At 34.4% G+C, this 23,377-nt stretch carries 30 protein-coding genes; 19 read left to right on the top strand and 11 right to left on the bottom strand.

Translation table 11 applies throughout. The features are described 5' to 3' along the window. Positions 1-254: 254 nt before the first annotated feature. Positions 255-725, top strand: coding sequence for a hypothetical protein (locus IGQ45_12275; GenBank protein ID MBF2057962.1), 471 nt, complete (start codon positions 255-257; stop codon positions 723-725). A 78-nt stretch (positions 726-803) separates the two neighbouring features. Here IGQ45_12275 and IGQ45_12270 read toward each other — a convergent pair whose 3' ends face one another. The 6 genes from IGQ45_12270 to IGQ45_12245 all read right to left on the bottom strand — a co-directional run bounded on the left by IGQ45_12270 (position 804) and on the right by IGQ45_12245 (position 4,637). After that, a complete protein-coding gene (locus tag IGQ45_12270) occupies positions 804-1,976 on the bottom strand; it encodes an LL-diaminopimelate aminotransferase (protein ID MBF2057961.1) in 1,173 nt (390 codons plus the stop codon). 110 nt (positions 1,977-2,086) lie between these two features. Further along, positions 2,087-2,455: a DUF5615 family PIN-like protein gene (locus IGQ45_12265; GenBank protein MBF2057960.1), complete on the bottom strand. Its 369-nt coding sequence runs from the start codon at positions 2,453-2,455 to the stop codon at positions 2,087-2,089. Continuing rightward, positions 2,452-2,700 carry a DUF433 domain-containing protein gene (locus tag IGQ45_12260; GenBank protein ID MBF2057959.1) on the bottom strand — a complete coding sequence of 83 codons (249 nt, stop codon included), beginning with the start codon at positions 2,698-2,700 and terminating at the stop codon, positions 2,452-2,454. Before IGQ45_12260 ends, IGQ45_12265 begins: the two co-directional genes overlap by 4 nt. Positions 2,701-2,828: 128 nt before the next feature. Continuing rightward, positions 2,829-3,410, bottom strand: coding sequence for an HNH endonuclease (locus IGQ45_12255; protein MBF2057958.1), 582 nt, complete (start codon positions 3,408-3,410; stop codon positions 2,829-2,831). Positions 3,411-3,422: 12 nt separating this feature from the next. After that, entirely contained in the window at positions 3,423-4,214 is a 792-nt protein-coding gene (locus IGQ45_12250; GenBank protein ID MBF2057957.1) for a site-specific DNA-methyltransferase, read from the bottom strand. Between the two features lie 99 nt (positions 4,215-4,313). Next, complete coding sequence (locus IGQ45_12245; protein MBF2057956.1) at positions 4,314-4,637, bottom strand: thioredoxin; 324 nt, start codon at positions 4,635-4,637, stop codon at positions 4,314-4,316. 91 nt (positions 4,638-4,728) lie between these two features. On the opposite strand from IGQ45_12245, the gene maf reads away from it, so the two are divergent. The 3 genes from maf to IGQ45_12230 are packed head-to-tail and all read left to right on the top strand — an operon-like array spanning position 4,729 to position 6,664. Continuing rightward, a complete protein-coding gene (maf, locus tag IGQ45_12240) occupies positions 4,729-5,313 on the top strand; it encodes a septum formation inhibitor Maf (protein ID MBF2057955.1) in 585 nt (194 codons plus the stop codon). A gap of 54 nt (positions 5,314-5,367) precedes the next feature. Further along, positions 5,368-5,694, top strand: coding sequence for a hypothetical protein (locus IGQ45_12235; GenBank protein ID MBF2057954.1), 327 nt, complete (start codon positions 5,368-5,370; stop codon positions 5,692-5,694). Between the two features lie 28 nt (positions 5,695-5,722). Continuing rightward, positions 5,723-6,664, top strand: coding sequence for an ABC transporter ATP-binding protein (locus IGQ45_12230; protein ID MBF2057953.1), 942 nt, complete (start codon positions 5,723-5,725; stop codon positions 6,662-6,664). Between the two features lie 403 nt (positions 6,665-7,067). Here IGQ45_12230 and chlG read toward each other — a convergent pair whose 3' ends face one another. Next, positions 7,068-8,060 carry a chlorophyll synthase ChlG gene (gene chlG, locus IGQ45_12225; GenBank protein ID MBF2057952.1) on the bottom strand — a complete coding sequence of 331 codons (993 nt, stop codon included), beginning with the start codon at positions 8,058-8,060 and terminating at the stop codon, positions 7,068-7,070. Positions 8,061-8,247: 187 nt separating this feature from the next. Between chlG and IGQ45_12220 the strand changes: the two genes are divergently transcribed. Together IGQ45_12220 and IGQ45_12215 are read left to right on the top strand one after the other, a co-directional pair. Then, a complete protein-coding gene (locus IGQ45_12220) occupies positions 8,248-9,813 on the top strand; it encodes a sodium:proton antiporter (protein MBF2057951.1) in 1,566 nt (521 codons plus the stop codon). Between the two features lie 221 nt (positions 9,814-10,034). Continuing rightward, positions 10,035-11,252 carry a PDZ domain-containing protein gene (locus IGQ45_12215; GenBank protein ID MBF2057950.1) on the top strand — a complete coding sequence of 406 codons (1,218 nt, stop codon included), beginning with the start codon at positions 10,035-10,037 and terminating at the stop codon, positions 11,250-11,252. 153 nt (positions 11,253-11,405) lie between these two features. Here IGQ45_12215 and IGQ45_12210 read toward each other — a convergent pair whose 3' ends face one another. After that, a complete protein-coding gene (locus tag IGQ45_12210; GenBank protein MBF2057949.1) occupies positions 11,406-11,636 on the bottom strand; it encodes a hypothetical protein in 231 nt (76 codons plus the stop codon). Between the two features lie 148 nt (positions 11,637-11,784). Here IGQ45_12210 and IGQ45_12205 point away from each other — a divergent pair, with 148 nt between their 5' ends. After that, on the top strand, positions 11,785-12,015 hold the full coding sequence (locus IGQ45_12205; protein ID MBF2057948.1) for a type II toxin-antitoxin system HicB family antitoxin: 231 nt from the start codon (positions 11,785-11,787) through the stop codon (positions 12,013-12,015). Then, positions 12,008-12,229, top strand: coding sequence for a type II toxin-antitoxin system HicA family toxin (locus IGQ45_12200; GenBank protein MBF2057947.1), 222 nt, complete (start codon positions 12,008-12,010; stop codon positions 12,227-12,229). The genes IGQ45_12205 and IGQ45_12200 overlap by 8 nt, the downstream gene beginning before the upstream one ends. Positions 12,230-12,364: 135 nt before the next feature. Here IGQ45_12200 and IGQ45_12195 read toward each other — a convergent pair whose 3' ends face one another. The 3 genes from IGQ45_12195 to IGQ45_12185 all read right to left on the bottom strand — a co-directional run bounded on the left by IGQ45_12195 (position 12,365) and on the right by IGQ45_12185 (position 13,658). Further along, on the bottom strand, positions 12,365-12,760 hold the full coding sequence (locus tag IGQ45_12195; protein ID MBF2057946.1) for a hypothetical protein: 396 nt from the start codon (positions 12,758-12,760) through the stop codon (positions 12,365-12,367). A 398-nt stretch (positions 12,761-13,158) separates the two neighbouring features. Beyond that, on the bottom strand, positions 13,159-13,362 hold the full coding sequence (locus IGQ45_12190; GenBank protein ID MBF2057945.1) for a hypothetical protein: 204 nt from the start codon (positions 13,360-13,362) through the stop codon (positions 13,159-13,161). Continuing rightward, entirely contained in the window at positions 13,359-13,658 is a 300-nt protein-coding gene (locus IGQ45_12185) for a BrnT family toxin (GenBank protein MBF2057944.1), read from the bottom strand. The genes IGQ45_12190 and IGQ45_12185 overlap by 4 nt, the downstream gene beginning before the upstream one ends. Positions 13,659-13,784: 126 nt before the next feature. Here IGQ45_12185 and metH point away from each other — a divergent pair, with 126 nt between their 5' ends. The 11 genes from metH (at position 13,785) to IGQ45_12130 (ending at position 23,293) form a co-directional block, all read left to right on the top strand. Next, positions 13,785-17,336 (top strand): methionine synthase, encoded by a 3,552-nt coding sequence (metH, locus tag IGQ45_12180; GenBank protein ID MBF2057943.1) that lies wholly within the window; start codon positions 13,785-13,787, stop codon positions 17,334-17,336. A 58-nt stretch (positions 17,337-17,394) separates the two neighbouring features. Then, the gene (locus IGQ45_12175) at positions 17,395-19,512 is read left to right on the top strand and encodes an N-6 DNA methylase (protein ID MBF2057942.1); all 2,118 of its coding nucleotides are present in this window, start codon (positions 17,395-17,397) and stop codon (positions 19,510-19,512) included. 3 nt (positions 19,513-19,515) lie between these two features. Beyond that, positions 19,516-21,015 (top strand): hypothetical protein, encoded by a 1,500-nt coding sequence (locus IGQ45_12170; GenBank protein ID MBF2057941.1) that lies wholly within the window; start codon positions 19,516-19,518, stop codon positions 21,013-21,015. Between the two features lie 18 nt (positions 21,016-21,033). After that, a complete protein-coding gene (locus tag IGQ45_12165) occupies positions 21,034-21,219 on the top strand; it encodes a hypothetical protein (GenBank protein MBF2057940.1) in 186 nt (61 codons plus the stop codon). A 113-nt stretch (positions 21,220-21,332) separates the two neighbouring features. Further along, positions 21,333-21,620 (top strand): BrnT family toxin, encoded by a 288-nt coding sequence (locus IGQ45_12160; GenBank protein ID MBF2057939.1) that lies wholly within the window; start codon positions 21,333-21,335, stop codon positions 21,618-21,620. 2 nt (positions 21,621-21,622) lie between these two features. Beyond that, positions 21,623-21,811: a BrnA antitoxin family protein gene (locus tag IGQ45_12155; protein MBF2057938.1), complete on the top strand. Its 189-nt coding sequence runs from the start codon at positions 21,623-21,625 to the stop codon at positions 21,809-21,811. Positions 21,812-21,903: 92 nt separating this feature from the next. After that, positions 21,904-22,179 carry a BrnT family toxin gene (locus IGQ45_12150; GenBank protein ID MBF2057937.1) on the top strand — a complete coding sequence of 92 codons (276 nt, stop codon included), beginning with the start codon at positions 21,904-21,906 and terminating at the stop codon, positions 22,177-22,179. Then, positions 22,142-22,411, top strand: coding sequence for a BrnA antitoxin family protein (locus IGQ45_12145; protein MBF2057936.1), 270 nt, complete (start codon positions 22,142-22,144; stop codon positions 22,409-22,411). Before IGQ45_12150 ends, IGQ45_12145 begins: the two co-directional genes overlap by 38 nt. 182 nt (positions 22,412-22,593) lie before the next feature. After that, positions 22,594-22,830, top strand: a complete 237-nt coding sequence (locus IGQ45_12140; GenBank protein ID MBF2057935.1) for a type II toxin-antitoxin system HicA family toxin — start codon at positions 22,594-22,596, stop codon at positions 22,828-22,830. Position 22,831: 1 nt separating this feature from the next. Further along, positions 22,832-23,056 (top strand): type II toxin-antitoxin system HicB family antitoxin, encoded by a 225-nt coding sequence (locus IGQ45_12135; protein MBF2057934.1) that lies wholly within the window; start codon positions 22,832-22,834, stop codon positions 23,054-23,056. A gap of 3 nt (positions 23,057-23,059) precedes the next feature. After that, positions 23,060-23,293, top strand: coding sequence for a BrnT family toxin (locus tag IGQ45_12130; protein ID MBF2057933.1), 234 nt, complete (start codon positions 23,060-23,062; stop codon positions 23,291-23,293). The last annotated feature ends 84 nt before the right edge of the window (positions 23,294-23,377 follow it).

Genomic DNA, 23,377 nt, shown 5'->3' with positions numbered 1-23,377 from the left:
TTTCTGTTTTGAGATGAAATTAATCATTCCACGGTTAAGATAATATTTTTACTGTGTACAATTTAGTGTAATCAAAACAAATTTAACCTTTCTATAGTCCTTAATATTTCTTTATGGCAAAGAAAAAAAGGCAAGAATTAGAACATTTTGAAAATCATGGTTAAAATCTGACTCTCCCTTATTTGTAACCAAAATTGACAGCGCCCTCCACTCAGTGCAAAATTGCTATAATCAAGGAAAATATACCTTTGTGAATGTGGATTAATTTTTTATCATTGTTACCATCGACATTGGTAACAGTTTTACTAATAACCATCGCATTTTTAAGATTTTATGACCAAACCGACTTCCAAATCCTCGGCATTATCACAGAACCAAGAATCTGGAGCAACCGATTCACTGTGGCAGCCATCGTGGCTACAATGGCTAATTTCGGCGTTGAGTGGTACCGTAGAAACCGAGAAACAAATCGCTTGGCTCAAGAAGTACAACGCCGAGTTGAGGAAAAGCAACGAAGAGTTGAAGAAGAGTCACGAAGAGTGGCTCAAGAGGCAGCAGACAGAAATCGAGAGCTTGAAAGCCGAGAACGTGCGTCTCGCCGAATTAGAATTGAAACTAGATGCCGTCTTGCGCAAATCCGCTATCAACTCGAACCCAATGAAGCCAACCGACAAGAGTTAATTAACGTTATTGCTTTTTTAGAAGAATACGGCAATACTTTTTAATAAATTATGAATTATGAATTAATAGCTGGGTGAAGAATTAATTATCCATTATCCATTGTCAATTATCAATTTGCCCTTTTACACCTTGCTAATAAAACCTTGAATGCGATTAACAGCTTCTTGCAAAGTGGCTAAATCTTGCACCAAGGCAAGGCGTACATAACCTTCCCCTTGTGTGCCAAAACCAGCGCCCGGCGACAATGCCACTCCCGTCTGTTGTACCAAATCAACGCAAAATTGCATAGAATTTTGTTGACCATGGGGCGGTAATTTTAACCATAAATAAAGGGTAGCTTGGGGTGAATTGACTTGCCAACCAATGTTATTTAACGCATTAACCATAAAATCTCGTCTTTCTTGATAAATATTTACTGTATTTTTTACACATTCTTGAGATGAGGTTAAAGCTACCATTCCCGCTTGTAAAATTCCTTTATATTGGTTAAAATCAATCACTGATTTAACTTGCTTTAATGCTTGAATTAATTCTTGATTCCCTATGGCAAAACCTAATCTAAATCCTCCCATATTATAAGATTTAGAAAAAGTATAAAATTCTATAGAAATTTGTTTTTCTTTATCAAATTGAAATACAGAAAATGGTTTATTATCTTTAAAAACAATATCCATATAAGGAAAATCATGAACCAAGATTAAATTATTATCAATACAAAATTTAACTGCTTTTTCCCAGAAATGTTGAGGAGCGAGGGCGCTGGTTGGATTGTGAGGATAGCTAAGAATCATCATTTTTGCCTGAGTTAAGATAGATTTAGGAATCTCCTCAAACTGTGGTAAAAAATTATTTTCTTCTCTCAATGCCATAGGGTAAATTTGCCCTCCTGCTAGATACACTCCCCCAATGTGGGAAGGATAACCGGGGTCTAAAACCAGCGCGTAATCTCCTTGATTCAATACTGCTAGGGGGAGGTGCGCCGTGCCTTCTTGTGAGCCAATGAGGGGTAAAACCTCCGTTTCTGCATCCACGGGGATGGCAAATCTTTGCTCATACCATTGCGCTACGGTTTCTCGAAATTCTTTTGTACCCCGATGTAATAAGTAGCCGTGGAGGGCGCTGTTTTCTAAACTTTCTGCTATGGTTTTAAGAATATGAGGGGGCGTAGGTAAATCTGCCGAACCTAATGACAAGTCAATTAAGGTTTTTCCTTGCTTAATCCCTTCACTTTTAGCGCGATCCATATCAGCAAAAACATTACTTTGTAAAGGTTTAATACGGTTTGATAATTGCATTAATTGTAGTTAATTTTATAGTATTTTAAAATTATGTTAATTAGACCTTCTCTCTAAAAATCGAGCTAAAAGCCCGAAATATTGTAACAGAATATTATTTCTTGAAGAAGTCAATAATCATCTTCTTGATAGATACGCAATTTACCTTTTTGAATAATCCATAATTTACCAATAATAACATTGTTATTTAAGGCTTGAATCAAAGTTGAAATGGCATCTAATAAATCTTGATGACTTGTTTGTTTTGGCAGTCTCAAAACTGCTATTCCACAATATTTTGAAGGTTGATAACGAATCGGATTACTAAAATCTAAATCCAAAGTTACAATACATCTTTCTTCCTGACGACAAATATCAATTAAAGTATCATCATCACTACCAGCTAAATTTTGTTCTACTACTGTAGCCACATCTAAACCAGCCCTGATAAATAACTGTCGCCCTCTTGTGCCGATATTTTCATCTAATTTAAATTTCATGCCACAGAATCAAATTCAATTTCTACATATCTTTCTCTCGCCATTTCTGCACCATAAGCCAAACAAGCCATTATATCCTCTAATTCTAATTGGGGATATTCCAGCAATATGTCATTAACAGTCATCCCGGTTGCTAAAAAATCTAAAATCAAAGAAACCCAAATACGATGTCCTTTAATGCACGGTTTTCCAAAACAAAATTGAGGATTTATGGATATTCTTTTAAATAACTCTTGATGTTTCATAATTCATTTTAGTGTTGAAAAAGCGAAAAGGCAACAGAAATTTTTAAAGTCAATAACTTATACAATCTTAATTTTTGCATTGATTTATGCAAAAACTGGAAATTAGTATTATTTACTTAAAAATTTTATCATTTCTTCCATTCTATATGACCATTAATATTATTTTTCTCAAAGACTTCGAGAATTTCCTCACAAAAATTCATGGTTTCTCTGTCTTCAATAGATTGAGCAAGATCGTATAATCGTATAAACATTTTTTTCCCTGTTTCTGTTTGCTGATAATTTTTCTTTCTAAAGTTATGTACTGAACACAAAGTTTGACCATTTTCGATGGTAGCTCTTCCGCCGTTATCTTTTGGTTTAATATGATCAACGTGCAACTCTATTCCTTCATTTTTACCTTTACCACAAATGACACAGCGATAATTGTCTCTCTGCAAAATTGCCTGTTTTTGCGATTCGCTAAAATCTTCTAATTCTCTTATTTTGACGAGATCAGGATCATAACGATAAACACCTTTTTTGACCTTGATTAATAACCCTTCTTGATGAAATTTTCTGATTTGGCGATCTGGGTCTCTAAATTTTTTGCCGGTTCTTTTTTCGTATTGTTGAACTGCCCAATCAACCACTTCGGGATGAGGAATATCTTTTTGAGGATGATTGGTAAAATATTCCATGACAATATCAGCTTGTGTATCTTTGGACATAATTTAATATTGTTATATTGGCAATGAACCGACTTCTCTTAAAATTCTTTCTTTGGCTAACTCATAGTAATGAGTATCTATTTCTACTCCAACGCTTTTCCTTTTGGTATTTTCTGCAACAATTAACGTTGTGCCACTACCGGTAAAAGGGTCAAAAACTAGATCATCTTGATAACTAAATAATTTTATGGCACGATAGGGTAATTGTTTGGGGAAGGGCGCTGGATGTCCAATCCTTTTTTTACTTTCGCCATTGAAAACCCATAATCCATTAGTCCATTGCATAAATTCTTCTTTGCTAATATCACTTTTTTTTGTACCTTTTGTTTTTTTCCATTTATTTTTATATAAAACTACAATTAATTCAACAGGTGCTATTACATAAGGTGCGGAGGCCGATTGCCACGATCCCCAAGCGGTTCTTCGTGATATATTTCCTTCATTCCAAATAATAGTAGAGTGGTATAACCAACCCACTTTTTGAGCTATAGTCGTTAAGTCTGCACCAACACTACGATGTCCGCCTTTATTTTTGTCTAGTGGTATATTAAGCAAAAATCTTGCTTCTGGATGACTCCATCGATAGCAATTCGACATCCATTTTTCAGAAAATTCTAAGTAATCTTGATAGGATAATTCATCATTGTTGGAATTGTATTCGATGCCAACGTTATAGGGAGGGGAAGTAACGATTAAATCGATAAATTCTTCAGAAAATAAATTTTCGTCAAGACTACTACCTTGAATTAAGGATATATTTTTATGGGTAAAACAAACTTTTGTTTCTGCAGTTGTGATATTCATTAGTTTGGTCAGCACTTAATTTTTAGCATAATTGGGGGAATTAGAGTGAAATTTTTGGGTTTGATTTCTTACCCCCAATTACTCATTATGAATACAATTTTAAATAACCGCTTCGACAAATTCTTGTAATTTTTGTTTGCCGACAGCGCCCTCCAAACTAGCAATAATTTCTCCGTTGCGAAATACTCTTAAAGCTGGAACTCCCTCAACCTGACAATTTGCAACACTTTCAGGACTAGCATCAATTTCTAACTTTACCACTTTGAGACGATCTTGATAGTTGTCAGCTATCCAAGTAATGGAAGGGGAAACTAAACGACATGGACCACACCAAGAAGCCCAAAAGTATGCTAGAACTGTATCCTGATATTCCATTACCTCAGTGGTAAATTGTGCATCTTGCAATTCGATAACTTTACTCATAAACTAATTAATAATTACCATAAAAATAAACCATTTATTACTTAGTTTAAGCCGTTATGGCTTGAGTGTAAAGGAAAATACAGTTTTCAATATGACCAAATTTATTTTAGCTTCAGCATCCCCAGCGCGCCTCAAACTATTACAAATGATTGGGATTAATCCCCTCGTGGAAGTAAGTAACTATGATGAATCTCTGGTTAATTTATTGAATCCGCAAAATTTGGTTAATACTTTAGCCCAAAATAAAGCCCAAACCGTTGCCAAAAATCATCGAGAAGGATTAATCTTAGGGTGTGATTCCGTGTTAGCGGTAAACGGCGAAATTTATGGCAAACCAGAAACTCCTGCCGATGCCATCCAGCGTTGGCGCCAAATGAGTTCTCAGGTGGGCAAACTTTATACGGGTCATGCTTTAATTGAGGTTAAGTCTAATCAAATAATTACTCGTTGTGGTATTACTGAAGTATATTTTGCCAATGTGGACGATGAGACAATTAAGGCTTATGTAGCCACTGGTGAGCCGTTGAAGTGTGCTGGAAGTTTCGCCTTAGAAGGAAGGGGAGGATTTTTAATAGATAAAATTATCGGTTGTCATAGCAACGTTATCGGTTTGAGTTTACCCCTATTACGCACTATGTTAGGAGAATTAAATTATCGGGTCACGGATTTTTGGTAATTTTTTCCTGTCTTTGAGTTAAGCTATTTGAGGATATAATTTTTTAAAATTTCTATGAGCAAAATTGACGAGGTTAAAGCATTAATTACCGCCGGTGAAATTGAACAGGCACGGGCGCTGGTTTTGGGAGGGGCGCTGAAAATAGAAATTATTACCAGTATTACTGATGGTGATAATTCTAATTCTGATCCTCAAATTAGAAGTGTAATTGATTTACTTAATAATGAGATTGAACATGAATTAGACCAAAATATTCTTAACCATCGTCATCATCAAGAAATTAACAATCTTCACTTTCAAGAAGTAGAAAAAGCGCACGACACCATTTTACAAAATTTACAAAGTTTACAACAAATTTTTTCTTTAATTCAAGAAATATAAAAACCTGATATAGTCAGTAATATTAACCATGATTGAAGTCGAAGGATTAAGTAAAAATTACGGCACAAATCAAGCCATTAAAGATGTTTCTTTTCGAGTGGAAAAAGGAACAATTTTAGGGTTTTTAGGACCTAACGGTGCTGGAAAAACCACTACCATGAGAATTTTAAGCGGTTATCTTCCTGCCACCGCAGGAAAAGCCACCATCGCCGGTTATGAAGTGCATAGTCAACCCATGGCGGTGAGAAAAAATATTGGTTATCTACCCGAAAATCCTCCCCTTTACCCTGAAATGACGGTAAAAGATTTTTTGTTGTTTGTAGCTAAAATCAAAGGAGTAGCCAAAAAACAGCGCCCGTCACAGGTACAAAAAGCCCTAGAGTGTTGCCAAATAGAGGATAAAGCCCAAGTTATCATCCGTAAGCTATCCAAAGGTTATCGTCAAAGGGTAGGAATTGCCCAAGCCATTGTCCATGATCCACCTGTTATTATCTTAGATGAACCTACGGTAGGTTTAGACCCTCGTCAAATCATTGAAGTGCGCCGTTTAATTAGAAGTTTAGCAGGAGAAAGAACCATTATTCTGTCTAGTCATATTTTGCCTGAAGTTAGTATGACTTGTGACTTAGTAACTATTATTAATCAAGGGAAAATCGTCGCCACAGATACCCCCGAAAAACTTTTGCAACATTTGCAGGGTGAATGCCATTATGAAATCGAATTAGTGGGAGAAATCAACCATCTTTTACCGCAACTAGACCAAATTAAAGATATTCAATCTCACAATGTGCAACCCTTGACGAATCAAGAAAACCGTCAATTATTGACCATACAACTTACCCATAATGACGATAGCGCTAAGGATATTGCCCGTTTGTTGGTGAATGAAGGTTTAGAGATATACGAAATGAAGCGCCTCAAACCTTCTTTAGAGGATGTATTTTTACAACTGACTACTAATGAAGAATAAGCTGGTTTGCCCTCACCCCAACCCCTCGCCCACAGGAGAGGGGAGTAATATCATGTTCGGGTAATCTGTTATGCAAGATTATATCTTCGTAATTTACCCACCGTGTAATGAATTACACGGAACCAACGGAATCACGTTCAATAACTGACGTTACGCACTGATTCAAATGTTACGTTAAGGGAGGTGTCAGGTATCGGGTAAGTTCTCATGCAAAATTAATTGTATATAGGCAAGGGGTTTAAACCTCTTGTTATCAGCTTTGAGAAAAATAAAAATCACAATTAATTTTGCTTACCTACTGATTAGAAGCTGTTTGAAAATTACACCTGAAACCTGCAACCTGAAGCCTGAAACCTACTCACCTTTAAACCTTTGCCCCTTGCCCTTTTCCCTTTTTTCGAGGTTAAGAATTACCGATGGCTAAACCCAAAACTAACATTCCTAACACAAGGAAAGGTTGCGCACTGGCTTGATATTTAACATCATTCTCAAGGGGATTGCGCAAAAAATACATATCTTGGAAAGTAATTTGAGGGATAATCAAGAGGAATAAAATGGTAGCGTAAAGATTTTTATGGATGCTAACCAAATATAAACCCATTCCGGCTTGAAAGACATCAATCATGATGACACAAATCCAAGCAGCGCCCGTCACCCCAAACATAACAGGTAAGGAATTTAAACCTAATTTTGCATCTCCTTCCACACTTTTGAAGTCATTAACCACAGCGATACCTAATCCAGCCATACTGTAAATGAGGGTTAAGACTACGATAGTCCAATTTAACTCCCCAAATAAAGCATGACCAGCCCACCAAGGTAATGCGATATAACTAGAACCAAGAGCGTAATTGCCTAACCAACCATTTTTTTTCAACTTGAGGGGGGGCGCTGAATAAATGTATGATACAAATGAACCACCCAGAGCCAAACAAGTTAAAATAGGGAAATCATGACCAGCCCACACATCCAAACCGTAGGCAACACCAATTCCTAAAAGTAATAGCACCAGAATTTGGGTAACAACTTGGGGAATAGTAATAGCGCCCGAAGGAATAGGGCGATAAGGCTCATTAATAGCGTCAATGTCTCGATCATAAAAATCATTAATGGTTTGAGTATAACCAGCTAAAAGAGGACCAGACATCAACATACAGGTTAACGCCATGAGGAAATCTTCCACTCCCCAGACGTATCCCCCAGAAGAAGCAGCGCCACATACCACGCCCCAAATCAAGGGAATCCAAGTAATGGGTTTCATCAACTGAAGACGAATTTGCCAAATATTACTAGCCTTTCCAGCGCCCTTCATCCCCAGCATTTGTCTAGCTTTTGCGCCTTTATCATCTCGATCCAAATTAACTTGAGAATAATCTTTTGATTCAGAATCAGTCATAATTTTATTTATATTATTTCTTAATCATCTAGTTTAGCCATTAATTAATGAATAATTAATAATGAACAATGTAGAAGTATTTGTTTTCTAAATTCTAAATTCTAACTTTTCTTCCTGTCTCCCTTTCTCCCTCTGCCCTTTTAAAACCTTTGCCCTTTGCCCTTTTAACTTTGCCCTTTTCAAATTAATTGCCGTGAATAGTGATAACTTTACAAACCTTGTCAGCAGTCTAATATTATTGCTATTGGTGGCAACCGTTGTCGCTTTAGTTACTCGCAAATTAAAAATTCCCTATGTCATCGGCTTAGTAGTAGCTGGGTTATTCATCACCCCTGAAACCTTACCTCGTTCCATTTCTCTCAATGCTGATGTCATTCTCAATCTGTTTTTGCCAATTCTGATTTTTGAAGCAGCTATCAACACCGAAATTAGTCGTTTGCGCGATACCGTTAAACCCATCGCTTTATTAGCTGGGCCCGGAGTATTAATCAGCGCCCTCATCACCACTCTACTCTTACGGAATTTTTTTGATTTTCCTTGGTTAACGGCGGCGGCTATTAGTGTAATTTTAAGCATTACCGATACCGTGTCAGTAATTGCCGCTTTTAAAAGCGTGGTAGTGCCTTCTCCCTTGGCTAATATCGTGGAAAATGAGAGTTTATTTAATGATGGTGTTGCCCTTGTTTTAATCAATATTATTACAACCATATTACTAGAAGGTTCATTTTCGTGGGGAGGGGCGCTGATGCAAACCTTCGTGGCATTTGTGGGGGGAGGGGCGCTGGGTTTAGGGTTAGGGTATCTTTGTGTGGGTTTATTTCAGCAGTTAGATGATGCCCTCAGTAGCATATTATTAACCGTTGCCGTCTCTTTGGGTTCATTTCAAATCGGGCAATTATTAGAGGTGTCGGGCGCTATTTCTGTAGTGATTACTGGTTTAGTGGTGGGTAATTTGGGTTTTAGTAAAACTTCCGCTGGTACTAGAGTAACTCTGTTAAATTTTTGGGAATATGCAGGATTTGGGGTTAATACTTTTCTTTTTTTAGTATTAGGAATCAGTATTGATTTAAGTACAGTAATTCAAACTTTTCCTCTCGCAATTTTAGCAATTATTGCTTATCAAATAGGTAGAGTTTTTGCTATTTATCCTCTTAGTTATTTACTCAAATTTTTTGACCGCCCCTTACCCTTAAAGTGGCAACATATACTAATTTGGGGTAACGTGAAAGGCTCATTATCAATGGCATTAGCCATCAGTCTTCCCTCTACATTACCCCTAAAAAATGAATTAGTTACTATTGTTTTTAGCACTGTTTTATTATCGTTACTTGGTCAAGGTCTAAGTTTATCTTGGTTTGTGAAAAAGTTAAAAATATCTACTCCTTCCATAATTAAACAAAAAATAGAACAACTACAACTAAACTTAATTACTGCCAAATCTGCCCAAAAAGAATTGAAAAATTTACTAGATTCGGGTAGCTTATCTAAATCTCTTTATGAAGAAATTTTTTCTGGTTATCAAGTAAAAATTGCCGATGCGGAAAATAAATTAAGAGAATATTATAACCAGCGCCCGTCACACCAGAATAGCACCCTAGAAAATTTATATTTAGACGGTTTATTGCGCCGTTTATACATAGCGGAAAAAAGTGCTATTACCGATGCTTTACGCAAGGGGATATTAACAGAAGATAGCGCCCTCGACTATTTACAACAACTTGATGAAAAATTACTTTCCCTACGAGATGAATAATGAATAATGAATAATTAATTTTCGCCCCTTCTCCCTCTGCTTCCCTTTCTCCCTCTGCTTCCTTTTCCTCCTCTGCCTCCCTTTCTTCCCTCTTCCCTTTTCCCTATCTCAACCAACAATTTATCATACTCAAAGTAAGAGAGTCAATAATTGCGATATGCTAAAAAAGTCAACACCGATAAATTTTTGCTCGTTCAATCAAAGACTATTGAATCATAATTATGAAAAAAATTATTACCAGCCTAATTTTAATTATCTATATCCTATCGTGGGGATGGCTAGGGGTGGAGGGCGCTTATGCCTTTAGCGAAGAAGAAAAATTAATTTTGCAATGTTGGCGCTTAGTTAATGAATCTTATGTAGATAGCACTTTTAATGGTCAAAATTGGTGGAATTTAAGACAAAAATTTTTACGGCAACCATTACACAATCGAGAAGAAACCTACACAGCTATCAGGGAAATGTTAGCAACTTTAGATGATCCTTATACCCGTTTATTACCACCAGATCGCTATCATGATCTACAAATTACCACATCTGGGGAATTATCAGGGGTAGGTTTACAAATTAGTATCAATCCTGAAACTAAACATATCCAAGTCGTCACCCCTCTACCCAATTCCCCCGCCGAAACCGCCGGAATTGCCCCCCGTGATGAGGTAGTCAGTATCGATGGCATTCAAACCGATGGTTTAAGTTTAGATGAAGCCGCTAATTTAATTCGAGGAGAAATTGGTACAGAAGTATTATTAATAATTAAGCCCCAAAATGAGCAAAAGATTAAAGAATATCGTTTAAAAAGAGATCGTTTGTCATTAAGTTCAGTAATTGCTAAATTAGATAACACAGACCCTAATTTTTTGGTAGGTTATCTCCGTTTAAATCAATTTAGCGGTAATGCTACCCAAGATATTGCGCATAGTATCGCCTTGATGGAAAGAGACGGGGTAAAGGGTTATATTTTAGATTTGCGTAACAATCCGGGAGGATTACTACAAGCAGGGGTAGAAATCGCTCGGTTGTGGTTAAAACCTAGTACCATTGTATATACTGTCAATCGTCAAGGCACAATGGGTAGTTACGATGCCTTCGGACAGCCTTTAACAGATAAGCCTTTGGTTGTTTTAGTTAATGGTGGCACAGCTAGCGCTAGTGAAATTTTGGCGGGCGCTTTGCAAGATAATGGGCGCGCTTTATTGGTAGGAGAAAAAACCTACGGTAAGGGTTTAATTCAATCTCTGTTTAAACTCCCTGACGGCGCTGGATTGGCGGTAACAGTGGCTAAATATGAAACTCCTAACCACAAAGATATTAATAAATTGGGTATTACTCCTGATGTTGTGGTATCCCCTTCAGCGCCCCTCACCTTTTTTCAGATTGCCACCGATGATGATTTGCAATACCGGAGGGCGCTGGATTTACTTCATAACAATGGATAATGGATATAGTTATTTCAATAGCTTCCCCAAAAACCAGAACCAATTTTGATGTCTAAGATTATAAATCGACTGCCAAACATTGGGGCAATTCATTCTAAGCTAAGACTCATTTAATTTACATAAAACTTTTCAGCAGTGAAAGATAATTGAACCTTATACATCATTCCTAATATGACACCAATTTTTAACTTTACCCTCTTTTATTTCTTGATTTGCCTTTTCAAAAGTAGATTTAAAGTCGGGAATATTTATTAATTCTTCAGTGGCATCAACAGCTTCTTGACTATCTAAATTTTGGAAAAAATCCGCTACTATTGTTAATTTTTCTGGAGATAATTTATCTATATATTCTTTTAATTTACCACGAATTTGAGTTGCGTTCATTTTTCATCTACTATGTAACCCCAATCTAATTGTAAATGAGAAATCTTTTATCAGCTATGGCAACCATTAATTAACGCTAACTATCAAAAACGGTGGAGGGCGCCCTCCGCCCCGTGCTAGTATTTAATAAAAATATCCGATTACTGAAATGACAATAAAATATCAACAACTAACAGCAATTATCGAAAAAGAGGGGGATGGATATGTCTCCCTTTGCCCTGAATTGGATATTGCTAGTCAAGGTGATACTATTGAAGAAGCCAGAAATAATCTAAAAGAAGCGCTGGAATTATTCTTTGAAACTGCATCGGCTCAAGAAATAGAAAAAAGACGACATAATGAAGTGTATATAACCAGTTTGGAGGTTGCTGTTGGGTAAATTGCGGATACTTTCAAGGAAGGAAGTTTGTCAAATTTTAGCAAAACATGAATTTCAGCAAATACGTCAGAAAGGCAGTCATATTATTATGCAGAAAATGATAGAAAATGGTACTATTACCGTACCAATACCCAATCATGACACCATTAAAATAGGCACACTTCAATCTATTATTCGTCAATCTCAGATACCAAGAAAAGAGTTTGAGTCATAATTTTTTAGTATATAAAAAACGGTGGAGGGCGCCCTCTGCCCCGTGCTAGTATTTACTGACAGGACAAAAATTAATTGGGAGCATAAATTTATCCTTCCTTAAATATTTACTTTGATCATAACTTACTTTTAATTATTACTTGTAGCTATTTAATTTTTGCATTTCCTCAGCAACATTGATAGATATTTGTATGGCTTGACTCAATGTTTTTCCATACTTATTACATTCTTCTTGTATATTAAATAAAGATGTTTCAAGGTTGTTTATTTCAAACTCATTGAAACTGAAATGCGGATTATTACTAAAGTTCCTTTCAATATTTAAGGCTAGGATTAAATCTGCCCTGAGAGTTTTTAAGATTGAATAAACTTTATCTTTATCTTGTAATTTGTTAGAACCTCCTGAATCCTCAGATATATTGATAGCATTAATGGTGTCAACTAAAGTATTAAAATTTTGTACTTGAATATAGAGTTTATAAAAGTGTTGATATTTAGATATTGTTTTTATTGTAATTTTTAAATTATCCAAAAGACTTTTACTACCATAAATATAAACAGTACTAACTGGAAATAATAATAATAAAAAAATGCAGCCTATTAGCCAAACAAGTGGATGAGAATATTCTTGCAATAATATCGGAACAAAAATAAACAACAAAGCTATCCAGAATAATGGAAAAATAACTTTTATGATTAATATTTTTTTTCAAAATTTTTTACAGTTTTATTGGATATTATTACTTTGAGGGGAGATAATCTTTTTATGATTAAGTAAATATCTTCTGTTTGTATTCCAGATGAATAAGATAACTCCTCCTGAGAAATTAGCAAATTATTTATTTTATAATTCATGTTAAGTTCTGTGAAGTTTTAAGTAAAAAACTAGTAGTAAAATAAATGTTGTTGATCAAAGACATTTATAAACTTTCAAATATCAATGGTTTTGACAAAGCTGATATTATTTCTTAACCATTCATTGACTAACACAGAAATATCCAGATTTTTTTTATCAGCTAAATTAGTGATAAATTCTTCCACATCAGAATCTAAATAAATGGGTAAATTAAACTTACTATTAGAGTGATAAAATTTACCTTGTTCTGCATTAGAAAAATCATATTCTTGTTTCATAAAATCCTATTTTGATATTGTTTTCTTTCGTGATTTGTTGCTTTTCGAGCTGAAATAATCCGAATATTACAGTTTAACTTGTCCACCTGTTCAAAAGTATGAACTACGACTCGTAAAACACCACTATCATCTAATCCTATGGTAATCCATCGATCTTCATAATCGCTATGTTCTTCATCATAAATTGATAATTGGGAAGAATCTTGAAAAATACTGGAGGCTTTACGAAAATTCATACCGTGTTTGCGTATATTTTGTTTTTCTTTATCGGGATTCCAGTCGAAATTATATTTCAATTTTTTGTCAAAGTATTTAAAAATTAAAGGGATAACAAATAGTCATTTTAACCTATCATCGCTCTCAAATAAGCTAAAGTAGTTAATATACATAACTTATAGAACTTCTCATAATCTCAATTATCTATGAAAAGCCGATTTTTAGAAAGACTCCACAGCGCCCTCCGCCCCGTGCTAGTATTTGATGGTGCTATGGGTACAAACTTGCAAGTACAGAATTTAACCGCAGACGACTTTGGCGGTGCAGAATACGAAGGATGTAACGAATATTTAGTACATACAAAACCAGAAGCCGTAGAAACAGTACACAGAGGCTTTTTAGAAGCAGGGGCAGATGTTATCGAAACCGACACTTTTGGAGGCACTCCCCTAGTTTTAGCAGAATATGACCTCGCCGAGCAATCCTATTACCTCAACAAAACCGCCGCCCAACTGGCGAAAAGATTAGCAGACGAATATTCTACTCCCGAAAAACCCCGTTTTGTCGCAGGAAGTATAGGACCGGGTACAAAATTACCAACATTAGGACATATTGATTATGATAGCCTAAAAAACGCCTACATCACCCAAATACAAGGCTTATACGATGGTGGCGTTGACTTACTCTTAGTAGAAACCTGTCAAGACGTTTTGCAAATCAAAGCCGTTTTAAACGCCATTGAAGAAGTATTCACCGAAAAAGGAGATCGACTTCCCCTTATGGTATCAATTACCATGGAGACCATGGGAACAATGTTAGTGGGCACAGAAATTAACGCTGCCCTTGCCATCCTAGAGCGCTACCCTATCGATATTATGGGCTTAAACTGCGCCACTGGACCAGATTTGATGAAACCCCACATCAAATATTTGAGCGAAAACTCCCCCTTTGTAGTTTCCTGTATTCCCAACGCAGGACTACCCGAAAACGTAGGTGGACAAGCGCACTACCGCCTAACACCCATTGAATTGCGCATGGCATTAATGCACTTTATCGAAGACTTAGGAGTACAAATTATCGGCGGGTGTTGTGGAACCCGTTACGATCACATCAAAGCTCTTGCAGAAATTGCTAGTACATTACAACCAAAAGAAAGACAATATCATTATGAACCTTGCGCCGCTTCTATTTACACCACCCAACCCTATCAACAAGATAATTCATTCCTAATTGTTGGAGAAAGATTAAATGCCAGTGGCTCGAAAAAATGCCGTGATCTGCTGAATGCTGAAGACTGGGATGGTTTAATCTCCTTAGCAAAAGAGCAAGTGAAGGAGGGCGCCCACATTCTCGATGTTAACGTGGATTATGTCGGGCGCGACGGCGAAAAAGATATGCACGAATTGGCTTCCCGTTTAGTCAATAACACTACCTTACCCTTGATGTTAGACTCCACCGAATGGCAAAAAATGGAAGCCGGGTTAAAAGTCGCTGGGGGTAAATGTATCCTCAACTCCACCAACTACGAAGACGGGGAAGAAAGATTTTTCAAAGTATTGGAATTAGCGAAACAATACGGCGCTGGGGTAGTAATTGGTACAATCGATGAAGAAGGCATGGCGCGCACCGCCGATAAAAAAGTCGAAATTGCTTTACGCGCCTACAAAGATGCCATTAAATTTGGTATTCCAGCGCCCGAAATCTTTTTTGATACCCTCGCCTTACCCATTTCCACAGGTATCGAAGAAGACAGGGAAAACGGCAAAGCCACCATCGAATCTATTAAAAGAATTAGGGAAGAATTGCCCTACTGTCATTTTATGTTGGGGGTTTCTAACATTTCCTTTGGTTTAAATCCCGCCGCGCGCCAAGTGTTAAACTCGGTGTTTCTCCATGAAGCGATGCAGGTTGGGATGGATGGCGCTATCGTTTCCGCTAGTAAAATTTTACCATTGGCAAAAATTGATGAAGAAGCCATAAAAATTTGTACTGATTTAATTTACGATAAAAGAGAATTTGATGGGGATATTTGCACCTATGATCCTTTAGGAAAATTAACCACTTTATTTGAAGGTAAAACCACCAAAAGTAATAAGAAAAATGTCGCAGATTTACCCATTGAAGAAAGACTGAAACAACATATTATCGAAGGGGAAAGAATCGGCTTAGAAGATGCTTTAAATTTGGCTTTACAAAAATATCCTCCTTTAGATATTATCAACGTTTATTTACTAGACGGCATGAAAGTTGTGGGAGAATTATTTGGCAATGGGCAAATGCAATTACCCTTTGTATTGCAATCTGCTCAAACTATGAAATCAGCAGTTGCTTTTCTTGAACCATTCATGGATAAAGCAGATACAAATAGTAATGGCAAAGGCACATTTTTAATCGCTACGGTGAAAGGAGATGTTCACGATATTGGTAAAAATTTAGTAGATATTATTCTGTCTAATAATGGCTATAAAGTGGTTAATATTGGTATTAAACAACCCGTAGAAAACATTATTAAAGCCTACCGAGAATGTAACGCTGATTGTATTGCCATGAGTGGTTTGTTAGTGAAATCCACTGCCTTTATGAAAGATAATTTACAGACTTTTAATGAAGAAGGCATAACGGTGCCGGTTATTTTGGGGGGCGCTGCTTTAACGCCCAAATTTGTTTATGAAGACTGTCAAAAAACCTATAAAGGGAAAGTAGTTTATGGTAAAGATGCCTTTGCTGATTTGCATTTTATGGATAAATTAATGCCTTCTAAAAATAGTCATCAGTGGGATAATTTAGAGGGATTTTTAGGAGAATTTAGCGAAGAAAATCAGTTATTTAAAGGACGTAATTTTGATGAATCGGGAGAAGTTCAAAAAGAAGAAAAACAGGATAAGTCTCAACCAGAAATTACAGTAATTGATACCAAAAGAAGTGAAGCAGTTGACCCTAATATTGCTCGTCCAACTCCGCCATTTTGGGGAACAAAAATTATCAATGCAGATCAATTTGATTTAGATGAAATTTTTTGGTATTTAGACTTACAAGCATTGTTTGCAGGGCAATGGCAATTCCGTAAACCACAAGGGCAACCAAGGGAAGAATATGATCAATTTTTGCAAGAAAAAGTTTATCCTGTTTTAGAGCAATGGAAAACGAAAGTTAAAGCAGAAAATTTATTACATCCTACCGTAATTTATGGTTATTTTCCCTGCCAATCGGAAGGTAATACTTTATATATTTACAACCCAGAAAATCCCGAAGCAAAAGAAGAAATTGCCAAATTTGAATTTCCGCGCCAAAAGTCTGGTAAAAGGTTATGTATTGCCGACTTTTTCGCCTCTAAAGAGTCAGGCATAATCGATGTTTTCCCTCTCCAAGCGGTAACAGTGGGAGAAATTGCCACGGAATACGCCCAAAAACTCTTTGCTAGTGATGACTATACCAATTATTTGTATTATCACGGCATGGCAGTGCAAACGGCAGAGGCGCTCGCCGAATGGTGTCATGGAAGGATTCGCCGTGAGTTGGGTTTTGGAGATTTAGAACCTGATAATATCAGAGATATGTTTAAGCAACACTATCAAGGCTCACGGTATAGTTTTGGTTATCCAGCTTGTCCCAATATGTTAGATCAATATGTGCAGTTGGATTTATTGGATACGAAACGCATTGGGATGTTTATGGATGAATCAGAACAAATATACCCCGAACAGTCCACAAGTGCGCTGATTTGTTATCATCCTGTGGCTAAATATTTTAGCACTTAGGTTGACGGTGGTGGGCTTTTTGCTCACTTTTTCCACTTCTTTAATATAAAAAATAACTATGAATTTTACAGAAAAAAAACTAGAATTTGATCAAAAATATGGTAACGTAACACTTTTTAAGTGTTTCTTACCTATACATCTAACTTATCACAAGGAAACGAATTTTCGTAAAAAAAATGGAGATAAAAATGAGGAGTATTATAAATGGCAATTTTTATTTTCTCTTGTTCATTCTGGTTTGTATAATAAAGATTTTATAGGAACTGAAATTCAATTTCCAAAAGGGAATAAAAATTCTGCTCCATTAAAAATCGATGCAGCTATTTTTGATGATGTGACTTGGTTTGAAAAATACGAAGATTATCATGTGAAGGGCGATAAAGATAGCTTAGAATGGTTGAGAAAACATTTAATTGTAACCATTGAATTTAAAAAAGAAGATAATAAAAATATTGCGGAAGTTTGGGATAAACAGCTAAAAGCCTATTTGAAGGAAAGTGAGAGAGATTTTTGTTTAGGTATTTTATACGATACCGAAAGATTATATCTTTTTAGAAAACATAATAGTAAATTTTTAAGGTATAGTGAGGAATTTAATAGTAAAGGGGAAAAAAGTGGTACAAAAGATTTAGCGTTACATTTACCTGATCCTTATATAAATCTTCCTAATTTTGCTGAGGTTTTAGAATGGACACAACCAACAACAATTGATCGTTCTCAAAGAGGAATTATTGATTTAGATACTATTTCAGGAGTACATTCTATTCAAATCAATAACACTATGTCAACCATATTACGAACAATGGATAAAGTTGGTATGGTGAATCAAAAAGGTTTTGAAATTTTGATTCAAATTCTTTCTTTAAAAATTTATGATGAAAAACGAAATGAAAAAAATCCCAACCATTTTTTAGATTTTTATATTACAGATGAAGAAAAAAATTTTAATTCTTTAGCAGATAAAAAATTACAAGAATTTATTAAAAGAATAACTAATTTAAGAGATGATGCCAAAGGAGAATACTATAGAATTTTACAAGAAAATCCTCTTAATATTAAAAATGAAAATCATATTAAAGTTTTAATCGAAGTTGTTTCTCAATTTCAAGATTATTCTTTTGTTCGTTCTCACAAAACAGATCTTTATCAATTGGTTTTTTACAAGTTTGCAACTCCTTTTTCAAAAGATCAAAATGCTCAGTTTGTAACTCCTTTACCTTTAATTGATTTTCTTGTTAACATTGTTAATCCTCGTAACGGGGAAACTGTTATTGATCCCACTGTTGGTATTGCTGATTTTTTGTCAGTAGCTTATGTAAATTCCAATAGTAAATTGGATGATAACAATATTTTTGGAATGGATATTGATGATCAAATGGTGATGTTAGCTACTCTTAATATGCTGTTAAACGGTGATGGAAACGCTAAAATCAAAGCAAAAGCAGGTTACGGTTCATTACTTACTAAATTTGACCAAAAAGGTGATTTATTAGATTTAGTTCCTAGCATGAATCAAGAAGGAAATTGGGAACAAAGACCAGATGATAATTGTCTGAAGAAATTTGATGTTGTTTTAACAAATCCTCCTTTTGGAGACGATCGAGCTTTTACTCCAAAAGATGATAAAGATTTAGAAATGATCCAATGTTATGAACTCTGGAATTTATATGGTGGTAAAGGAAAAATTGATTTGGGAGTAATTTTTCTGGAAAATGCCTATCGTATTCTTAAGGAAAATGGCAGATTAGGAATCGTGCTTTCTAATTCTATTGCTAGTATTGATAGTCATAAAATTGCTCGTGAATGGTTAATGAAAAAAATGCGTATCGTTGCTATTTTCGATTTACCTGCGAATGTTTTTGCTGAAACTGGTGTAAATACGACTGTCATTGTTGCTTATAAACCTTCAGAAAAAGAATTAACCAAACTTAAACAACAAAACTACCAAATATTTTTTAAGAGTATTGAAAAAGTAGGGTATGAAGTTAAAACCAGTAAGAGAGTTAAGTTTTTTTCTCCTATTTATAGAGTCAATTATGACAATTTTGAAATAGAAATTGATAAAGATGGTAGAGCCTTATTAGATGAAGATTTCAGCTTGACAATCACTTATTTTAAGAAATGGTGTATAACTCAAGAAAAAACCTTACAAGATATTTTTACACAAACAAAATAAACTATGAATAATACTTATATAAAAATTCCAGAATCAATATCATTTGAAGATATAGTCAAAAAAAACTATACCTTATCTTGTTCTCAATATATGCAGTTAGTAATTCCCAATCAAAACTGTTTATTTGTTAAAGATTTTTTATGTAGAGAATTACAAAGAAAAGATTTAGGCTTTGAAATTGGTTCGTTAAATTATATTAGTCAATCAACTCATTATTTCATAAGAACAAAGGCTTTACAGGCAAATTCTTTTGTTCCTGATATAAATAATGAAACAGCATTGCCAATAATGCCTAACGTATTTGTAAATATGAATTTAAAAGCAGGAGATTTACTAATTTCTAAAGATAGTAATATCGGAGAAACTGTCATTTTAGATGAGGATTATCCAAACTTTATGATTTCGAGTGCTATCTACAGACTTCCCATCAAAGAACATAAGTTTTATTTATTTGCTTTTTTAAAACATAAAATATTTAAAGAACAATTAGATTTTATAGTGCCAAAAGGTGTAACAATTCGTCATGCTAAAACAATATTTTTAGATTGTAAAATTCCTTTGCCTAACACTAATGTAGAAAATACTATTTTATTTATAGAAATATTAGTTCAAGCTATTATCAATAAAGAGAAATTGATAAAAAAAAGGCATGAAACTATTTTAAAATTTATAGAAAAAGAATTAATGGAAAATCAAAAATCTAATATATTTGAGTTTGAATTACTCACGATTGAAAAATTACAAAAAGTTGGTAGATTAGATACTAAATTATATGGAGAATATTTTAAATCGGTAGTTTTTAATATTGAAAATTATCAACATGGTTTTCAAAATATTTATAGCTTAGGTTTTACCCTTTCCAGAGGACAAAATTTACAGATTTCTAATATTGGTGAAAGTATCTATTCATCACAAAAATATTTCAATTTTTATACATTAATGTTGCCAAAATTTTTATCAAAGTATGGTACGGTAGAAAAAATAGAATATTTAGGAAATCCTAACTCGTTAAAAACTTTACAAAAAGGCGATTTAATATTTGGTGCTGAAGGATTTGAAAAAGGACGTTCGATCGTCATTATTGAAGAAAAAGAGAGGACTATTACGAATATTCATGGAATAACTATTCAACAAAAAGTACATGATATTAATAAAGGAATATTTATAAAATGCTTTTTAGATTATTTAAGAAATAAAGGTCTAATTGATTTATATGCTGTTGGTGGAAATGGAGGTAGTTTAGCTCAGAAATATTGGGATATAATACCATTTCCTAATTTTCCTGTAGAAAAACAAAAAGAAATCACCAAACTTTATCATAATTCTTTAATTGATTATGATACTGAAAATTTTAATTTAGAGAATTTTTTGGAAAAAGATAATTTTTATAATAATGAAGCAGGAATTTACGAATTAGATAAAACAGCAAAGCAATTAAAAAATATTTTAAATCAAGCCATAGATGATATTGCTAATGATAAAGAAGTCAGAATAAATTTTTAGCAAAAAAGTTAATTTATTATGAATTTAACATCCACATTTCAAAATGAAAAAACAAAAATTATTTTAGGAGATGCTATCACAGTATTAAATGAATATATCGAAGATGAATCGATCAATTTAATATTTGTCGATCCTCCTTATTTTAATGGCGCTCAAGATAAATTATATAACTGCTCTTTTACCCTTAAAGATCACGAAAGATAGTGCGATCGTCTGTTATCATCCTGTAGCTAAATATTTTAGTGCTTAGATTCGTTTTTGGTGGGCATTGCCCACCCTACAATAATTTATAGTAAAGTTACTTATTGATAACAAAAATGGATGAGTTAGAATTTACTTGGGATGAGATGAAAGCTCAAACTAATATCAAAAAACATGGAGTTTCTTTTGAGGAAGCTAAATCAGCTTTTTATGATGAGAGTGCGATCGTCATTTATGATCCTGATCATTCACAACAAGAAGATAGGTTTATTTTGTTAGGAGTTAGTGATTATTCCCGTCTTTTAATAGTCTGTCACTGCTATCGTGAAAATGACACAATTATTCGTATTATTTCTGCTAGAAAAGCCAATAAATTAGAACAAAAACAATATAGAAGGTATTAATTATGAGAGATAATTATGATTTTTCTCAAGGAGTTAAAAATCCTTATTTCGATCGTCTTAAAAAAAGATCAAAAAAACAATCCTTAACCCTTTGTCTTGATGATGAAATTGTCAATTGGTACAAACAAAATGAGGTTGATCATCAAACAGAAATTAATCATTTATTGAGAGAATATATTAAAAATCATTAATGCCTCTGTTATCATCCTCTAGCGAAGTATTTTAGTGCGTAGAATTTTGGTGGGCAATGCCCACCCTACATCAAAAATAAATATAATTGAAGATGAAATTTGAATGGGATGAAAATAAACGTCAAACAAATATTAGTAAACATGGTATAGATTTTATCGATGCTCAAAAAATATTTGATTATGATACGGTTACAATAGAAGACGATCGATTTAATTATGGTGAACAAAGATTTATTGCCATTGGCTTATTAAATGGTAAAACCATTGTGGTTGTTTACACAGAGATAAGTAATAAAATTAGAATTATATCAGCACGAAAGGCAACTAAAAATGAGCAACAAATTTACTTCAATGAAATCTATGACTGATTGGAAAAAACTAGAATCGATGACTGATGAGGATATTGATTTTTCTGATTGCCCTGAAATTACCCCAGAAATGGCGAAAAATGCTGTCGTTAGGCGTGGTTTAAAATTCTCTAAAAAACAGTCTTTAACTCTTTTTCTTGATGCTGAAATTGTGAATTGGTATAAACAAAATGAAGTTGATCATCAAACTGAAATTAATAAGGTATTAAAGGAATATATTAAAAATAATTAACCCGTCTGTTATCATCCCGTGGCGAAGTATTTTAGTGCTTAATTGATGGTGGTGGGCGCTTTGCTGACCTGAAAAATTTAGTATTATATCAAGTTCGGATAATCACTTATAAAAGAAAGTTTGTATTTAAAGTTTTTGGCAAACATTTAATTGTAACTGTTTAAGCGAACCTGATATTATTTATGAGTAGAAAACAAAAATTATTAGACAAAGCCAAAAATAATCCTAAAGGGTTAAGTTTTGATGAATTTGAAACCTTATTAAGCCTATATGATTGGATCTTTGATCATCAAACAGGAAGTCATCGCATTTGGTATTCTACCAAAAAAGCACGTTTATCTATTCAACCAGCTAAAAATGGCAAAGCAAAAGCCTATCAAGTAAAACAGTTTCTCAATTTAGAATCGGAGGAAAAGTAAGATGTCACAAGCAAAAAAAAATGATTTTGATCGTTTTACCATTACCCTTTTTCAAGATGAGGAGGGCGATTGGGTGGCTTATTTTGTAGAAATGCCCAATGTTTCTGCTTTTGGTGATACTCCCTATATTGCCATCCATGAATTAGAAATTGCGTGGCAAGGAGTGAAGGAAAGTTATCTTAAACATGGGGAGACAATTCCTGTAGCTTCATCTTTTCAACAGTGATCGATCATCGTTCACTGGGATGAGAATAAACATTCAATAAATATTGCAAAACATAGGATAGATTTTATAGACGCTCAAAGGATATTTGATTATGACACGGTTACGATAGAAGATAATCGATTCAATTATGGTGAACAAAGATTTATTACTCACACTAATTTGGAAAAAATTATGATAATTTGGATAAATGGGCCATTTGGTATCGGCAAAACTCATACAAGTTATCTTGAAATGTGAGTGAAAGACCCCCGTTGAATTTCTCAACAAAAAAAATACCCACTGAAATCAACGGGGGATGTAAACGAACCAACAAAAAAATCG

This window comes from Cyanobacterium sp. T60_A2020_053 (assembly GCA_015272165.1).
GTDB lineage: Bacteria > Cyanobacteriota > Cyanobacteriia > Cyanobacteriales > Cyanobacteriaceae > Cyanobacterium.
The sequence above is the reverse complement of the archived record's forward strand: the minus strand, read 5'-3'. Positions and strand labels throughout refer to the sequence as shown.

What these genes read in the sequence shown, in the direction of transcription:
- IGQ45_12235 (MBF2057954.1), top strand. Translation starts at nt 5,368, where the DNA reads ATGAGCAAAATTGACGAGGTTAAAGCATTAATTACCGCCGGTGAAATT.
- IGQ45_12255 (MBF2057958.1), bottom strand. Translation starts at nt 3,410, where the DNA reads ATGTCCAAAGATACACAAGCTGATATTGTCATGGAATATTTTACCAAT.
- metH (MBF2057943.1), top strand. Translation starts at nt 13,785, where the DNA reads ATGAAAAGCCGATTTTTAGAAAGACTCCACAGCGCCCTCCGCCCCGTG.
- IGQ45_12170 (MBF2057941.1), top strand. Translation starts at nt 19,516, where the DNA reads ATGAATAATACTTATATAAAAATTCCAGAATCAATATCATTTGAAGAT.
- IGQ45_12175 (MBF2057942.1), top strand. Translation starts at nt 17,395, where the DNA reads ATGAATTTTACAGAAAAAAAACTAGAATTTGATCAAAAATATGGTAAC.
- IGQ45_12145 (MBF2057936.1), top strand. Translation starts at nt 22,142, where the DNA reads ATGAGCAACAAATTTACTTCAATGAAATCTATGACTGATTGGAAAAAA.
- IGQ45_12265 (MBF2057960.1), bottom strand. Translation starts at nt 2,455, where the DNA reads ATGAAATTTAAATTAGATGAAAATATCGGCACAAGAGGGCGACAGTTA.
- IGQ45_12140 (MBF2057935.1), top strand. Translation starts at nt 22,594, where the DNA reads ATGAGTAGAAAACAAAAATTATTAGACAAAGCCAAAAATAATCCTAAA.
- IGQ45_12165 (MBF2057940.1), top strand. Translation starts at nt 21,034, where the DNA reads ATGAATTTAACATCCACATTTCAAAATGAAAAAACAAAAATTATTTTA.
- maf (MBF2057955.1), top strand. Translation starts at nt 4,729, where the DNA reads ATGACCAAATTTATTTTAGCTTCAGCATCCCCAGCGCGCCTCAAACTA.
- IGQ45_12245 (MBF2057956.1), bottom strand. Translation starts at nt 4,637, where the DNA reads ATGAGTAAAGTTATCGAATTGCAAGATGCACAATTTACCACTGAGGTA.
- IGQ45_12275 (MBF2057962.1), top strand. Translation starts at nt 255, where the DNA reads ATGTGGATTAATTTTTTATCATTGTTACCATCGACATTGGTAACAGTT.
- IGQ45_12135 (MBF2057934.1), top strand. Translation starts at nt 22,832, where the DNA reads ATGTCACAAGCAAAAAAAAATGATTTTGATCGTTTTACCATTACCCTT.
- IGQ45_12230 (MBF2057953.1), top strand. Translation starts at nt 5,723, where the DNA reads ATGATTGAAGTCGAAGGATTAAGTAAAAATTACGGCACAAATCAAGCC.
- IGQ45_12190 (MBF2057945.1), bottom strand. Translation starts at nt 13,362, where the DNA reads ATGAAACAAGAATATGATTTTTCTAATGCAGAACAAGGTAAATTTTAT.
- chlG (MBF2057952.1), bottom strand. Translation starts at nt 8,060, where the DNA reads ATGACTGATTCTGAATCAAAAGATTATTCTCAAGTTAATTTGGATCGA.
- IGQ45_12210 (MBF2057949.1), bottom strand. Translation starts at nt 11,636, where the DNA reads ATGAACGCAACTCAAATTCGTGGTAAATTAAAAGAATATATAGATAAA.
- IGQ45_12270 (MBF2057961.1), bottom strand. Translation starts at nt 1,976, where the DNA reads ATGCAATTATCAAACCGTATTAAACCTTTACAAAGTAATGTTTTTGCT.
- IGQ45_12260 (MBF2057959.1), bottom strand. Translation starts at nt 2,700, where the DNA reads ATGAAACATCAAGAGTTATTTAAAAGAATATCCATAAATCCTCAATTT.
- IGQ45_12205 (MBF2057948.1), top strand. Translation starts at nt 11,785, where the DNA reads ATGACAATAAAATATCAACAACTAACAGCAATTATCGAAAAAGAGGGG.
- IGQ45_12250 (MBF2057957.1), bottom strand. Translation starts at nt 4,214, where the DNA reads ATGAATATCACAACTGCAGAAACAAAAGTTTGTTTTACCCATAAAAAT.
- IGQ45_12150 (MBF2057937.1), top strand. Translation starts at nt 21,904, where the DNA reads ATGAAATTTGAATGGGATGAAAATAAACGTCAAACAAATATTAGTAAA.
- IGQ45_12215 (MBF2057950.1), top strand. Translation starts at nt 10,035, where the DNA reads ATGAAAAAAATTATTACCAGCCTAATTTTAATTATCTATATCCTATCG.
- IGQ45_12155 (MBF2057938.1), top strand. Translation starts at nt 21,623, where the DNA reads ATGAGAGATAATTATGATTTTTCTCAAGGAGTTAAAAATCCTTATTTC.
- IGQ45_12160 (MBF2057939.1), top strand. Translation starts at nt 21,333, where the DNA reads ATGGATGAGTTAGAATTTACTTGGGATGAGATGAAAGCTCAAACTAAT.